Annotated in this window: 13 protein-coding genes and 1 tRNA gene; 5 read left to right on the top strand and 9 right to left on the bottom strand. The window is 61.2% G+C overall.

The features are described from left to right. Positions 1 to 172: 172 nt before the first annotated feature. The 3 genes from gshB to rsmI all read right to left on the bottom strand — a co-directional run bounded on the left by gshB (position 173) and on the right by rsmI (position 2,411). Positions 173 to 1,105 (bottom strand): glutathione synthase, encoded by a 933-nt coding sequence (gshB, locus tag TRM7557_RS07250; protein WP_058289546.1) that lies wholly within the window; start codon positions 1,103 to 1,105, stop codon positions 173 to 175. Between the two features lie 70 nt (positions 1,106 to 1,175). Next, complete coding sequence (locus tag TRM7557_RS07245; RefSeq protein ID WP_207382635.1) at positions 1,176 to 1,550, bottom strand: YraN family protein; 375 nt, start codon at positions 1,548 to 1,550, stop codon at positions 1,176 to 1,178. A 3-nt stretch (positions 1,551 to 1,553) separates the two neighbouring features. Beyond that, on the bottom strand, positions 1,554 to 2,411 hold the full coding sequence (rsmI, locus tag TRM7557_RS07240; protein WP_058289545.1) for a 16S rRNA (cytidine(1402)-2'-O)-methyltransferase: 858 nt from the start codon (positions 2,409 to 2,411) through the stop codon (positions 1,554 to 1,556). A 131-nt stretch (positions 2,412 to 2,542) separates the two neighbouring features. Between rsmI and TRM7557_RS07235 the strand changes: the two genes are divergently transcribed. The 3 genes from TRM7557_RS07235 to murJ are packed head-to-tail and all read left to right on the top strand — an operon-like array spanning position 2,543 to position 8,062. Next, entirely contained in the window at positions 2,543 to 3,733 is a 1,191-nt protein-coding gene (locus tag TRM7557_RS07235; protein ID WP_058289576.1) for a penicillin-binding protein activator, read from the top strand. After that, positions 3,693 to 6,521, top strand: a complete 2,829-nt coding sequence (locus TRM7557_RS07230) for a [protein-PII] uridylyltransferase (protein WP_207382634.1) — start codon at positions 3,693 to 3,695, stop codon at positions 6,519 to 6,521. The genes TRM7557_RS07235 and TRM7557_RS07230 overlap by 41 nt, the downstream gene beginning before the upstream one ends. Next, positions 6,518 to 8,062, top strand: a complete 1,545-nt coding sequence (murJ, locus tag TRM7557_RS07225) for a murein biosynthesis integral membrane protein MurJ (protein WP_058289544.1) — start codon at positions 6,518 to 6,520, stop codon at positions 8,060 to 8,062. Before TRM7557_RS07230 ends, murJ begins: the two co-directional genes overlap by 4 nt. 4 nt (positions 8,063 to 8,066) lie before the next feature. Here the strand turns inward: murJ and TRM7557_RS07220 are convergent, their stop codons facing one another. Beyond that, a complete protein-coding gene (locus TRM7557_RS07220; RefSeq protein WP_058289543.1) occupies positions 8,067 to 8,762 on the bottom strand; it encodes a rhomboid family intramembrane serine protease in 696 nt (231 codons plus the stop codon). 109 nt (positions 8,763 to 8,871) lie between these two features. On the opposite strand from TRM7557_RS07220, the gene trpS reads away from it, so the two are divergent. Next, positions 8,872 to 9,900 (top strand): tryptophan--tRNA ligase, encoded by a 1,029-nt coding sequence (trpS, locus tag TRM7557_RS07215; RefSeq protein ID WP_058289542.1) that lies wholly within the window; start codon positions 8,872 to 8,874, stop codon positions 9,898 to 9,900. A 218-nt stretch (positions 9,901 to 10,118) separates the two neighbouring features. Then, positions 10,119 to 10,195, top strand: a tRNA-Met gene (locus TRM7557_RS07210). Here TRM7557_RS07210 and TRM7557_RS20005 read toward each other — a convergent pair. The 5 genes from TRM7557_RS20005 to TRM7557_RS07190 all read right to left on the bottom strand — a co-directional run bounded on the left by TRM7557_RS20005 (position 10,190) and on the right by TRM7557_RS07190 (position 14,210). Continuing rightward, on the bottom strand, positions 10,190 to 10,339 hold the full coding sequence (locus tag TRM7557_RS20005; protein ID WP_165592425.1) for a hypothetical protein: 150 nt from the start codon (positions 10,337 to 10,339) through the stop codon (positions 10,190 to 10,192). The two genes, TRM7557_RS07210 and TRM7557_RS20005, sit on opposite strands and share 6 nt — an antisense overlap. A gap of 254 nt (positions 10,340 to 10,593) precedes the next feature. Then, complete coding sequence (locus TRM7557_RS07205) at positions 10,594 to 11,640, bottom strand: adenylate/guanylate cyclase domain-containing protein (RefSeq protein WP_058289541.1); 1,047 nt, start codon at positions 11,638 to 11,640, stop codon at positions 10,594 to 10,596. Beyond that, positions 11,630 to 12,046 carry a DUF1987 domain-containing protein gene (locus TRM7557_RS07200; protein ID WP_058289540.1) on the bottom strand — a complete coding sequence of 139 codons (417 nt, stop codon included), beginning with the start codon at positions 12,044 to 12,046 and terminating at the stop codon, positions 11,630 to 11,632. Before TRM7557_RS07200 ends, TRM7557_RS07205 begins: the two co-directional genes overlap by 11 nt. Further along, complete coding sequence (locus TRM7557_RS07195) at positions 12,043 to 12,612, bottom strand: SiaB family protein kinase (RefSeq protein WP_207382633.1); 570 nt, start codon at positions 12,610 to 12,612, stop codon at positions 12,043 to 12,045. The genes TRM7557_RS07200 and TRM7557_RS07195 overlap by 4 nt, the downstream gene beginning before the upstream one ends. Continuing rightward, complete coding sequence (locus TRM7557_RS07190) at positions 12,609 to 14,210, bottom strand: SpoIIE family protein phosphatase (protein ID WP_058289539.1); 1,602 nt, start codon at positions 14,208 to 14,210, stop codon at positions 12,609 to 12,611. The genes TRM7557_RS07195 and TRM7557_RS07190 overlap by 4 nt, the downstream gene beginning before the upstream one ends.

Genomic DNA, 14,210 nt, shown 5'->3' with positions numbered 1-14,210 from the left:
GGCAGCGCCGACCTTTTCTGTATCGCGGCACAAAGACGTCTGGATGCAACCGCAGCCCGCCCTTTGGCGGGCTGCCATGCCCAAAAGCCGCCAGTGGGTCTTGCCGCAGGCAAGGCATGCGCGGCTGCGGGAGCCCCTCCGTCGCCTGCGCAAGCAGGCGAAACACCGGCACCTAGAGCTTGGCTTCGATCGCTTCCCAGACTTTCTCTGCGATATTCACCTGATCAAAGCGCTCCAGTTCCTGAATCCCGGTGGGAGACGTCACATTAATTTCCGTCAGGTAGTCGCCAATCACGTCGATGCCGACAAAGATCTGGCCCTTTTCGCGCAGCAGCGGCCCAATGGCAGCGCAGATCTCAAGATCGCGGTCGGTGAGGCCGATTTTCTCGGGGCGACCACCCACATGCATGTTCGAGCGGGTCTCGCCCGCCGCAGGGACACGGTTGATCGCGCCAACCGGCTCGCCATCGACAAGGATCACGCGCTTGTCGCCATTGCTGACGTCCGGCAGGAACTTCTGCACAATCAGCGGCTCGCGGCTGAAGCCGGTGAACAGCTCGTGCAGCGAGGTCAGATTGCGATCATTGGCGTCCAGTTTGAAGACACCCGCACCGCCATTGCCGTACAGCGGCTTCAGGATCACATCGCCATGCTTTTCCTTGAACGCTTTGATCACGTCCAGATCCCGTGCAATCGCGGTCGGCGGCGTCAGCTCGGGGAAATCAAGCACCAGCAGCTTTTCCGGGTAGTTGCGCACCCAGAACGGGTCATTCACCACCAGAACATCATCCTTCAGACGGTCCAGCAGGTGGGTCGAAGTGATATAATGCATGTCAAACGGCGGGTCCTGCCGCAGCCAGATCACGTCGAACTCGGCCAGATCCACCGACCGCAGCGCGCCCAGAACCGCAGGCTCGCCCGCCACGCGCTGCACAGTCATATCATGACCGCGCGCGGTAATCCGCCCCTCCTCGTAGGCCAGCTGGTCGGGGCTGTAGTAAAACAGCGAATGACCGCGTTTCTGCGCCTCTTCCGCAAGGCGGAAAGAGCTGTCGGCGTTGATATCAACGCCCATGATCGGGTCCATCTGGAAGGCGATTTTCATGGCAAGTTCCCTCTTGTTCGCTGACCTACATGGCGAAAGCTGCCCCTTGGTTCAATGGGGTCCGCACCGATCAGAAGGCTGCAAAAGCATTTTCCACGATCTCGACCGCGCCTTCGCCGTTCACAAGCGCGAGATCAAGGCGGGTCTCGGTCAGCTGCCCTTTGGGTTCGCCGTCCAGAAACAGGGCGGCGGCGGTAAGGATCCGCTCTGCTTGGCGTGCGGACAAGGACGTTGCTGCCCGGCCATGGCTGCGGGCCTGCTTGACCTCCACAAAGACCACCATTTCACCCTTGCGCAGGATCAGATCAATCTCGCCCGCAGGGCTGCGCCAGCGGCTGGCGGCGCGGCTGTAGCCCTGCGCCTCATACGCACGCAACACGGCGTCTTCCGCCGCTTGGCCCGCCAGATGCGCACGCAGTCCCGTCACTTTGCGCGCATCCGCCATGGATCAGTCCTCTTTCGCGATCTGCAGGGCCATCTGATAGACCTTGCGGCGCGGCATCCCGTGGCTTTCTGACACAATCGCGGCGGCGTCTTTGATGGAATTGTCCTTGAGCGCGGCGCGCAGATCGCTTTCCAGATCGGCCTCGGTCACTTTGACCTCGCGCTGGCGATCCACCAGCACCACGATCTCGCCTTTGACGCCTGCCTCTTCCAGTTGCGTGGCCAATTCAGACAGGGGTGCGCGTCGGACCTCTTCGAATTTTTTGGTCAACTCGCGGCACATGGCGGCGGGACGATCGCCCAGCACGGCGGCCATATCCGCAAGCGAGGCGGCAATGCGTTTGGGGCTTTCGTAGAAAATCAGCGTCCCCGGCACCGCGGCCAGATCCTCCAGCCGTTTGCGGCGCGCACCAGATGCATTGGGTAAGAATCCGGCAAAAAAGAACGCATCCGTGGCCAACCCGCCCAGCGTGAGGGCCGTCAATACCGCCGACGGCCCCGGCGCGCAGGTCACCTGATGGCCCGCTTCCGCCGCCGCGCGCGACAGCTCATAGCCCGGATCGGCAATAAGCGGCATACCGGCCTCGGAGGCATAGGCCACGGATTTCCCATCCGCGAGCGCCTGCAAAAGCCGCCCTTGCGTGCCTTCGCCAGAGTGATCGTGATAGGCAATCACAGACCGCTCGCCCAGCGGAACGCCGTGTATTTCCAATAACTTACGCATAGAGCGCGTGTCTTCAGCTGCGATCACATCGGCAGAGGCCAACACGTCCAGCGCGCGCAGGGTAATGTCGCGTGCGGTGCCAATGGGTGTGGCAACAAAGTAGAGCCCCGGCGTTAGGCTTAGGAGTTTGTGATTCAAGCTGGATTCATCCCTTTGGTCGTCTATGATCGCGCTGAACCGAAACGGGTCAGAACGGCCAGGCTGCGCATCAACGCATCTTTCAGGACCGTCTGTTACACCAGCCCGGAACTAGGGAGTTTATGCGCTTTATGTTTGCCGTTTTCAATCAGGCCCGGAAACTGGGTCACAAATTCGCATTGTCCGCCTCTGCTGTCGCGGCGGCTGTGGTCCTCGCCGCCTGTGATCCCGTCACCCTTGGCACCAACAGCGGCCCGTCGATCAACACCAGCAAACCGGTGCCTGTGGCGCTGCTGGTGCCGCGTGGATCGGCGCAGCATGGCGATGCCGTTCTGGCGCAAAGCCTTGAAAACGCAGCCCGCCTTGCGATCGCGGATCTGGATGGCGTGCAAATCGACCTGCGGGTTTATGACACCGCAGGCGACCCGGCCCGCGCGACCTCTGCTGCTGCGCAGGCAATCACCGAAGGCGCGCGCATTATTCTTGGTCCGGTTTATGCCGAAGCTGCCAATGCCGCAGGTCTTGAGGCGTCAAAGCGCAATGTGAATGTTCTGGCCTTCTCCAACAACAGCTCTATTGCCGGTGGCAATGTGTTTGTTCTGGGCCCGACGTTCTCGAACACAGCGAACCGCATTGTGACCTATGCCAAACGACAGGGCAAAGATGACCTTGTTGTGGTGTCCGACAACAATGCAGCCGGCGCGGTTGGCCGCGATGCCATTCAACAGGCCGCTGTAGGTGCAGGTTCCAATATCGCGGGCAGCATCAGCTATGACCTGTCGCAGCAGGGTGTGATCAATGCGATCCCGTCGATTTCGGATGCGGTGCGCCGCTCTGGTGCAGAGGGCGTGGTCCTGACCGCCAATTCCGCTGGCGCCCTGCCGCTGCTGACGCAGCTGCTGCCCGAAGCAGGCGTGCGCCCGGCAGATGTGCAGTACATGGGCCTGACCCGTTGGGACATCCCCGCCCAGACCCTTGCGCTTCCGGGGGTTCAGGGCGGCTGGTTTGCCTTGCCGGATCCGGGCACCACCGCACAGTTCCGCAGCCGCTATCAGGCCACATATGGCACCGCGCCGCACGCGATTGGCGGTCTGGCCTATGACGGGATTGCCGCCATTGGCGCGCTGGTCGCAGCCGGGCAATCCGACGCGCTGACCTCTGCCGCCCTGACCCAGTCCGCAGGGTTCCGTGGCGCAAGCGGCGTCTTCCGCCTGCGCCCTGATGGGACCAATGAACGCGGGCTCGCTATTGCAACGATCCAAGAACAGAAGGTCATCGTCCTTGACCCAGCACCCCAATCCTTCGGTGGCGCCGGTTTCTGAACCGGCCCCCGCCTCTCAACCGTCACGCCCGACCGATCTGGGAACTTTGATCTGTCCGCCAGATCAGATTTTTGACCGTGATGGCCTGCTTGCCCAGATTCGCGCCTTTGGCGCGGAAAACGCAGGCCCGGACTTTCGCAGCAAGGTGGTTGCCTTGCTGCGCGACGCCAATAAGGCGGGCCGTGCGGCCATCGCAGACAGCTTTGCGACCTCGCCCTTTGCAGCGCGGCGGCTGACGCGATCCTATACTTATCTGACCGATTGCCTGGTGGAATGCGCCGTCATGGCCGCATCCGAGATCCTGCATCCGCTGGCCACGCCGACCAAGAGCGAACGCATTGCGGTGATTGCCGTTGGCGGCTATGGCCGGGGCGAAATGGCACCGTTTTCCGATGTCGACCTGCTGTTTCTGACACCCTACAAGATCACCGCCTGGGCAGAGAGCGTGATTGAAAGCACGCTCTATATCCTCTGGGATCTGCGTCTGAAGGTCGGCCATTCCAGCCGCACCATCAAGGACTGTGTGCGACTGGGCGCCGAAGACTACACCATCCGAACCGCCATGCTGGAGCACCGGTTTCTGGTCGGCCACGCCCCCCTTGCCGAACAGCTGGCGGACCGGCTGCAGGCCGATCTGTTCTCGAAGGATGCAAAGGAATTTGTCGACGCCAAACTGGCAGAACGGGATTCGCGGCACCTGAAACAAGGCGAACGCTATGTGGTGGAGCCGAACGTCAAAGAAGGCAAAGGCGGTCTGCGCGATCTGCAATCGTTGTTCTGGATCGCGAAATACATCTATCAGGTCCGCGATGTCGCAGAGCTGGTGCCGCTGGGGGTGTTCAAACCCGAAGAATTTGATTTCTTTGCCAAGGCCGAAAACTTCCTCTGGGCCACCCGCGCGCATCTGCATCTGGCCGCCAATCGCGCCACGGAACAGCTGACCTTTGACATGCAGGTCCAGGTGGCCGAACGCATGGGCTATGAGGACAAGGCCGGGCGCCGCGCCGTCGAAGTCTTTATGCAGGATTATTTCATCCACGCCACCGAAGTTGGCGATGTGACCCGCATCCTGCTGACCAAACTGGAAGACGAACAGCGCAAAAACGAACCGCTGCTGGAGCGCATCTTTCGCCGCCGCCCTCGGGTGAAGGCCGGCTATGAGGTCACCCACAACCGCCTTGGGGTTCTCGACCCGCAGGCCTTTGTGGCCGACCCGCTGAACCTGCTGCGTCTGTTTGAAGAAGCCCTGCGCACCGGCATGCTGATCCACCCGGACGCCATGCGGCTGGTGCGGGCAAACCTGCATCTGATCAATGATGAGGTACGCAAAGACCGCGAAGCGCGACGCATTTTCCTGGACCTGCTGCTGAAACACGGCAACCCGGAACGCGCCCTGCGCCGGATGAACGAACTTGGCCTGCTTGCGGCCTTTATCCCAGAGTTTGAGACCATTGTGGCGATGATGCAGTTCAATATGTATCACTCCTACACAGTGGACGAGCACACGATTCAGGTGATCTCCAACTTCTCGGCGATTGAGAAAGGGGAGCTGGAGGACGAGCTGCCGCTGTCGTCCTCGCTGATCAAGAAGGGCGTCAACCGCAATGTCCTGATGATCGCCATGCTGCTGCATGACATCGGCAAAGGCCGTCCGCAGGATCATTCGATCCTTGGCGCGCAGATCGCCCGCAAGGTGGCGCCGCGCCTTGGCTTTAAGAAGCAAGAGGTTGAAACCATCGAATGGCTGGTGCGCTACCACCTGCTGATGTCCGATACCGCACAGAAACGCGATATTGCTGACCCGCGAACCGTGCGCGACTTTGCCAAGGCTGTGGGCACGGTGGAACGGCTGGACCTGCTGTTGTTGCTGACCGTCTGTGACATTCGCGGCGTTGGCCCGACCACATGGAACAACTGGAAAGCAGCGCTGCTGCGGGCGCTCCATTCGCAGACCCGCGAAGCGTTGGAAAACGGCATGGAAAGCCTGACCCGCGCCCACCGCGGCACGCAGGCCAAAGCCAACCTGGCCCAGGCCCTGCCCGACTGGCCCAAGGCCGATCTCAAGCGGGAAAAGGCGCGTCACTACCCGCCTTACTGGCAGGGTCTGCATGTGACCGCGCATGTGGAATTTGCGCAGATGCTGCGTGATCTTGATAAGGCGAAAGACCCCTCCGAGGTGCAGCTGAATCTGCACCCCGACGAGGTGCGCGATGCCACCCGCATCTGCTTTGCCACCACCGACCACCCCGGTATCTTTGCCCGGATCGTCGGTGCACTGGCGCTGGTGGGGGCGAATGTGGTCGATGCGCGATCCTACACCACCAAAGACGGCTATGTGACGGATACGTTCTGGATTCAGGACGCCGAGGGCCACCCATTCGAGGCCGCCCGTCTGCCGCGCCTGCGCGACATGATCCTGAAAACGCTGCAGGGCAAGGTCATTGCCCGCGAGGCGTTTAAATCCAAGGACAAGATCAAGAAACGCGAACGCGCCTTCCGCGTGCCGACCCATATCACCTTTGATAACGAAGGATCCGATATCTACACCATTATCGAGGTCGACACCCGCGACCGTCCCGGCCTGTTGCATGATCTGGCGCGCACCTTTGCGGCCAATAATGTCTATGTGGCAAATGCGGTGATTGCGACCTATGGCGAACAGGTGGTTGATGCCTTCTATGTCAAAGACATGTTTGGACTAAAGTATCACTCTGAATCCAAACAGAAATCTCTCGAGACGAAGTTGCGCAAGGCAATCAAAGACGGCGCGGAGCGCGCGGACACATGAAGCCGATCAAATTGTTGTCGGGCTTCATGACGGTGGGGTTCTGGACGCTGGCAAGCCGGATCCTTGGCTTTGCCCGCGAGATCCTGATTGCCGCGCTGATCGGCCCCGGCCCGGTGCTGGATGCCTTTGTTGCGGCCTTCCGTCTGCCCAATCTGTTTCGCCGGTTCTTTGCCGAAGGGGCATTTAACGCGGCCTTTGTGCCGATGTTTTCCAAACGGCTCGAAGGGGATGACAACCCGCAGGGCTTTGCCCAGGACGCGCTGAACCTGCTGGCCACTGCGGTGCTGGGCCTGACTGCGCTGGGGATGATCTTTATGCCCGCGCTGGTCTGGGCCACGGCGGGTGGTTTTGTCGGGGATGCGCGGTTTGACGTGACTGTCGACTTTGGCCGCGTGATGTTTCCCTACATCCTGTGCATGTCATTGGCGGCGCTGTTTTCCGGCATTCTGAACGCCACAGGACGGTTTGCCGCCGCCGCCGCCGCGCCGGTGCTGCTGAATATCTTTGCCTGCCTCACCATGGGCCTTGCCGCCATATTGGGCGGTGAGGTCGTGCAATGGCTGGTCTGGGTGATACCGGTGGCCGGCGTCGCGCAACTGGCGCTTGTCTGGGTCGCTGCCGCCAAGGCAGGTATCCGCCTGCGCCTTGGCCTCCCCCGCTGGACCCCAGAGATGCGGCACATGCTGGCCGTGGCCCTGCCCGCCGGGCTTGCCATGGGGGTGACACAGGTGAACCTGGTGGTCGGCCAGCTGGCGGCCTCGGGATACGAAAACGCGGTCAGCTGGCTGTTCATTGCAGATCGCCTGTATCAGCTGCCCTTGGGCGTTGTGGGCATTGCCGTTGGGATCGTGCTGCTGCCGGATCTGTCCCGCCGCCTGCGGGCGGGGGATGACAGTGGCGCGCAAGCAGCTCTGTCGCGCGCGGGAGAGTTCTCCCTGCTGCTCACCGTTCCTTCGGCCATTGCTTTCCTTGCCATCCCCGTGCCGTTGGTATCGGTTATGTACGAACGCGGCGCGACCGGCCCTGAGGACACAGCCGCCATCGCGCTTGCTGTGGCCATTTATGGCGCAGGGCTGCCCGCCTTTGTGCTGCAGAAGGTTCTGCAACCGCTGTACTTCGCCCGCGAAGACACCCGCAGCCCCTTCCGTTTTGCCCTTGTCGCCATGGTGGTAAACGCGAGCCTTGCCATTGGATTGCTGCCGGTCTTTGGCTGGATTTCCCCGGCCATTGCCGCCAGTGCTGCGGGCTGGGTGATGGTGGGCTGCCTCTGGTGGGGCACCCGCAGCATGGGCCCGGCCGCACAGTTCGACGCCCGGTTCCACACGCGCGCCTTGCGCATATCAGCCGCAAGCCTTGTGATGGGCGCAGCCCTGCTGGTGGTCTGGCAGCTTGCGGCTCCGGCCTTTGGCCTGCCCTACTGGCGCTACCTCGCGCTGCTGGCGCTGATCCTGTTTGGGGCAGCTGTCTATTTCGCCGCTGGCCGTCTGCTGGGGGCCTTCCGCCTGGCAGAGTTCAAATCCGCCCTGCGCCGCGGCGCCTAAGCACTTACTCGTGGCGCATCCGATCGCGGATGCGCCGCCAGCCCCCCGGCGCCACAAAAAACGACAACAGGAACCCGGTGGCAAAGCCCGCCAGATCCGCGATCCAATCGTAATTTCCGCCAAACAACAGCCCAAACAGCAGCTGGAACCCCATCAGGAAGGCGATCATCGAAAACGCCCGCGACTGCTGCGCGCCGACCTGCCCCAGCTTGCGCCACAGGATATGGGTGAACCCGCCGATCAGCCCATAAACCGCCGGAAAGCCCCCAATCAGCGGGGTCTCACCACTGACCACAAAGCCATAGACCAGCGCCCCCCCAATGGCCGAGGCCACAAAGATCAACAGCATTGCGACCTCGCCCATGGCCTCACACACCATCTTGCCCATCGCCAGAAGGAACACGCAGACAAAGATGGCTTGGGTGAAATTCCCCTGCACAAAGGCATAGGTCAAAGGGCGTTTCGCCAGATCAAAGGGAAACTGCCATGTCTCGATCATCCACCACAGCTGCTGCGGGGCAAAGGCAAACTGCTGCAACGCGCTCAGCCGCCAGCCAACGCCCTGTGCGCCCCCCAGAATACCCCGCGCGCCAAGGTTAAAGGCAATCTCGATTCCCATAATCAGCAGGCACATCGCCACCACGACGGGCGGCAGCGTATTGAAAGGCATCTGCGGTTGACTGCTTTCGGGGCTGCTCATGGGGGTTCCCTCGCTCTAGACTGCTACCATTGTGCGCGCATCTGTTGACGATGCTTTGGCTCATGGGTAAGCGACATGGGTGATTAATTCCAGACGGGAGTTTCCGACCATGAGCGAAACCAGCTTCACCCCGCGTGTCTTCTCGGGCATCCAGCCGACGGGCAACCTGCACCTCGGCAACTATCTTGGTGCACTGAAGCGCTTTGTGGACTGGCAAGCCCGCGACGCCGAGACGATCTATTGCATGGTCGACCTGCACGCGATCACCGTCTGGCAGGACCCCGCAGACCTGCAGAAATCCACGCGCGAACTCTGCGCGGGCTTTATCGCCGCCGGTCTCGACCCTGAAAACTCGATCCTGATCAATCAGAGCCAGGTGCCCGAACACGCGCAGCTGGCCTGGGTGTTTAACTGTGTCGCCCGTATGGGCTGGATGCAGCGCATGACCCAGTTCAAGGACAAGGCAGGCAAGAACGCCCAGAACGCGTCGCTTGGTCTCTTTGCCTATCCGGCGCTGATGGCGGCAGACATTCTGGTTTACCACGCCACCCATGTGCCTGTGGGCGAAGATCAGAAACAGCACCTCGAGCTGACCCGCGACATTGCCACCAAGTTCAACCACGACTATGGCGTCGATTTCTTCCCCATCACCGAACCGGTGATCGAAGGGGCTGGCACCCGCGTGATGAGCTTGCGTGATGGCTCCAAGAAAATGTCCAAATCAGACGTCTCTGATGCCTCGCGCATTAATCTGACCGATGATGCTGACACCATTGCCAAGAAGATCCGCAAGGCCAAAACCGACCCCGACGCGCTGCCGTCCGAGGTCGCAGGTCTGTCCGACCGCGCCGAGGCCAAAAACCTAGTGAACATCTTTGCCGCGCTGAACAACCAGTCCGTCGAAGAGGTTCTGGCTGACGTGGGCGGCAAGCAGTTCTCGGAATTCAAACCGATGCTGGCAGAGTTGGCAGTCGCCAAAATGTCGCCGATCACCACGGAAATGGCCCGGCTGATGGAACATCAGGACGAGATCGACAAGATCCTCGCCCGTGGTGCCGAACGCGCGCGTGCGATCACCGCACCGATCCTGCGCCAGACCTATGACATCATCGGCATGGTGCCCCCGGTTCAAATCTAAGGCTCAGCCCTCGGAGCCACCAGAAACGAGCAAAGCCGCCCCTTGGGGCGGCTTTTCCTTTTCCCAACCACCAAAAGCGCGTCCCGACGCCCGCTTACCCCATGATTTTAAACGAATAATGGCGATCCAAGAAAAAAATCAACCAAAAGGCAGAAATATCAAATTTCCCGCTTGACCCCCCCGGCCACATTCCTTAGAACGCCCCTCACACAGCGAGCGGCGGAGTAGCTCAGTTGGTTAGAGCAGCGGAATCATAATCCGCGTGTCGGGGGTTCAAGTCCCTCCTCCGCTACCACCAAACCCCGACATCTTCGGAGCGGTTTGAAAAACGCTGTGTAAGCACACCCAGAACAAGCACACTGAGACGGGCTTTGACCTCAACAGGCACGCCGTCATCTTGGGCTGGGGACATAATGATTTCCTGATACAGCGCCGCCATACATGCTGCTCCTGAAGCCGGGTGGAACTTCTGGTGTTCCGCGTGTGGTTCCAACACTTTGCGCTCTGATTTGGCTGCTTTCTTGAGCCCACACTCCAGATTGTCACGGTCTGGACCTGCACCGTTGCGTGCCTCCCCGAGGGGTCGCCGATGCCCCTTTCCTTTTCAAAAACGACAGGTCTTTTCCAACCCAGTGCAGCATGGCAACGGCGCGGATTATGGAAACCGTGACCAAAGGAACATGACCCCGAGCGTCAGCCGAACTGATCCAGCACCCGCCCCAAGGCGAGGCGGGCCTCGCTGCGTTCCTGTGGTGTCATGGCGTTCAGATCCGCATCCAGCGCAAGATGGGCCAGTTGCAGCGACAGCTTCCCATCACCCCGTGCGGCCGCGTCGCGTGGGCTAAGCGCGAGATAGGTTTCAACCGGATAGGCCAGCCCACGCGGGCGGATCGGGCCGCGATGTTCGCAGGGGATTTCGTCGCGCACCAGGGCAAAGGTGTCATGCGATATCAGCACGCCCCCCGGCGGGGCGTCTTTTTCCAGCCGCGAGGCAAGGTTCACATTGCCGCCGACAATGGTGTAATCCATCCGCTCTGCGCTGCCGAAATTGCCCACCGTACAATAGCCGGTGTGGATGCCAATCCGGCAGGTCAGCGGCTGGTCGATCCCCTGATTGCGCCAGACCTCAGAGAGTTTCGACAGCCGTTCCTGCATCGCCAGCGCCATGCGCACGCAGGCACAGGCGTCCTCTTGCAGGCCGCGGCTTTCGGGGTCGCCAAAGAACGCCATAACCGCATCGCCCATGTATTTGTCGATCGTCGCCCCATGTTCCAGCGCGACCTCGGCCATCTCGGTCAGGTAGTGGTTGATCAGCTCGGTCAGGTCCTCGGATTCCATCTGATCGGTGATCTGCGTGAACCCGTGAATGTCCGAGAAGAACACCGTGAGCTTCTTGCGTTGGCTGGCCAACTCCACCCGCTGCTTGCCCGAGAAAATCGAGGCATAGACCTGCGGGGACAGATATTTCGACAGCTTTGCAGAAATGGACTCAAGTTCCTGATTTTTCTGCCGCAGCTCCGCGCTGCTGCGGTGGGCGCGGTCATTGGCAGCGGCCATTTCCCGTTCATTGCGGTCCGACAGACGCATGAACCGCCAGGTGATTTTCAACAGCTTCTCATAATCCGCCAGCAGCTGAGCAAACTGCGCCTGTGCCTCCTCGGAGGCAAAGGGTTCGGCCAGCCGGTTGCGGGCAGCGGTGATAACGGCCTCTTCACGGGCAAACAGTTCCTTACTCTGCATCGCGCACCATGGCCTCCAGGTGAAAACGCGCGTGCTCCAGATCTTCGCCGAATTCTTCCCCAAGCTCCTGCATGGTGTCGTCTTCGGGGTCATAGTACCAAAACAGGTCCACAGCTGCGCCTTTGGCGGCAGCCGCATCCAGCATTTCCATCAGGAACATGATCACCTTGGCCGAGGCGCTGTTGAAATAGATCAGCGACAGTTCGAACCGGCAGTCTCCTGTGCCCAGCGCGCCAAAATACTTGTCCAAGGCGTCTAGGACGGGGCGGTAAAAACTGGTCACATCCTCCGGGTAGGATTCCCCGCGCATCCGCAGGCGGCCTGCGTCGAAATCGAAATCCACATGTGGGGACCGATCCGTGGCGGCGATCTGAAATGCGGGCAGGTTTAAAGGGTTCGTACTCATATCCGCGCCTCGATTGCAAAAAACACATGATCTTCATCCACCGCCGTGAACCCATATCCCAACGGGGCAGAGGCGCGGCGCGCGATTTCAATGAGCCCGACACTGGCGCCTTTGCTGTCCGGTTCGGGCCCGGCCTTCAGCTGGGTTTTGTACGCGCTTTTCAACGCATCGCGGTCCATCGCCACCAGAGCCGCCAGCCGGGTTTCCAGCCGTGGCTGATCGGCGCGATGGATGACATTGCCTGCGTGCACCGCGTAACGCTCGCCGGTCTGCGCCACCGTCAGCACGCCATAGCGCAGCTCGCGCGCGTTGCCTGCGTCCTTGTGCTCTGTCTCGGCCGAATAGCGGATGATGTTCTGCATCTGCTCCACAAATATGGCGAACACACTGCGCACCGTCTTTGTGTCCGTGGCCTCTAGGGCCAGTTTCTGGCGCAGCGCTTCGCCAACACCGCTGAGCACGGTTTCCGTCACATAGCCGCTATAGGCAAACAGGATGCCCCGGTCCCGCAGATAGCTGCGCAGCTGGTAAAGCTCTTTTGCGTCTATTCCCATATTGTCTGTCACATCGCTGCTCCCGCTGTCGAAAACCCCAGTACCGTCACGTCATCGCGGCGGATCTGGCCGCCCTGATAGTCTTTGAAAATCTGCTGCAGATGCGCGCCCTGAGCGGCCATGTCGCGGTTGTGCTGCGCGGCCAGCGCACGCCGGAACCGCTTGCGCCCGAACGACAGCGACCGCGCGCCGCCGACCTGATCAATGATCCCATCCGTGGCAAGGTAAAACGCCTGCGCCCGGTCCAGAGACAGCTCGTGTTCGGTAAAGCGGGCCTCCATCGGTGAGCGGCGGTAGCCAAGCCCCAGTTTATCGCCTTTGATCTCGTCAATTTCGCCGTCACAGGACCGCCAGAGCGACAGGCGTGCCCCCGCATAGCGCATCCGCCCCGCGGCCCGGTCCACCATGCAAACGGCGGCGTCCATGCCATCATCGGTCATATCCGTGGCCAGCGGCGTGGAGGTGGGTTCTTCCTGACTGAGGATGCGCTTCAACCCAGAGTTCAGGGTTCCAAGAACCTCTGCCGGGCCGCTGTCCGGTTGCGCGGTGAACATCCGGTCCAGAAGCGTGCCCGCGATCAGCGTCATAAAGGCTCCCGGCACGCCGTGCCCGGTGCAATCCCCCACAATGATCACATCCTGCGTCGTGCCATTGTGGAACCAGACAAAATCCCCACCGACCAGATCGCGGGGTTCCCACATCAGAAAATAGCTGTCGACGGCCCGGCCCAACACCTCGGGACTGGGCAAGACCGCGTCTTGAATGCGGCTGGCATAGCGGATGCTGTCCACAATCATGCGATTGGCGTCCTGCAGTTCTGAATTGGCCTGCGTCAGCTCTTCGGTGCGCGCCTCGACACGGGCCTCCAATGTGCGATTGGCTTCGGCCAGATCATCATTGGCATGGCGCAGGTCATTCAGAACCGTCTTGAGAGACCGGCGCATGCGTTCCAGACTGCCGGACAACGCGCCCAGTTCGTCATCGCGATAGGCCGCGACCGGACGGTCAAGTTTGCCCTCGGCGATCCGCGCCGCAAGCGCCTGCAACCGCCGCAGGGGTTTTGCCACGAAATGCCCCGCCACCATGAAGGACACCACCGCGATGGCCATCAGGATCAACACGGTGACGGTGGCAATCTGCCAGATCTGCGCCCAGGCGCTCTCGCGGATACCTGCCCGGCTCAGCACGATGGTAAAGCGGCCAATGGTTTCGCCCTCGTGCACCAGATCCAGACCGCCGCTCAGCAGGCTGGTATCTGCCAAGACCGCGTCCAGCGGCCGCGCCAACAAGGCGTCTTGCCCCCCTTGTGCCAGCACGCTGCCTTCGGATGACACCCTGGCCAGCACCACCTCTTCGTCGAGCAACAGGGCCGCGACAAAGCCCTGCACGGTGCGGGTGTCAAAATTCCAGACCGAAGAGGCCAGCGCCGATCCGGCCAGCGCCTGGTAAGAGGCCAGCGAGGCCTGCAAGCGCCGCTCTGCCTTGCCCACCGCCAGAATCCCCGCAACCACTGCAAAGCCGATCAGCAGCGTGGCGATCACCGCCATCAGCGCGAGGCTGAAGTCGGTGCTGATGCTCTTGCGGTATCCCTTGGGGATCGGTCTGACCAT

The sequence above is a fragment of the Tritonibacter multivorans genome (assembly GCF_001458415.1).
In the GTDB taxonomy this organism is placed as follows: Bacteria; Pseudomonadota; Alphaproteobacteria; order Rhodobacterales; family Rhodobacteraceae; genus Epibacterium; species Epibacterium multivorans.
Note: the sequence above shows the minus strand (reverse complement) of the source record. Positions and strands in the feature narration are given on the sequence as shown.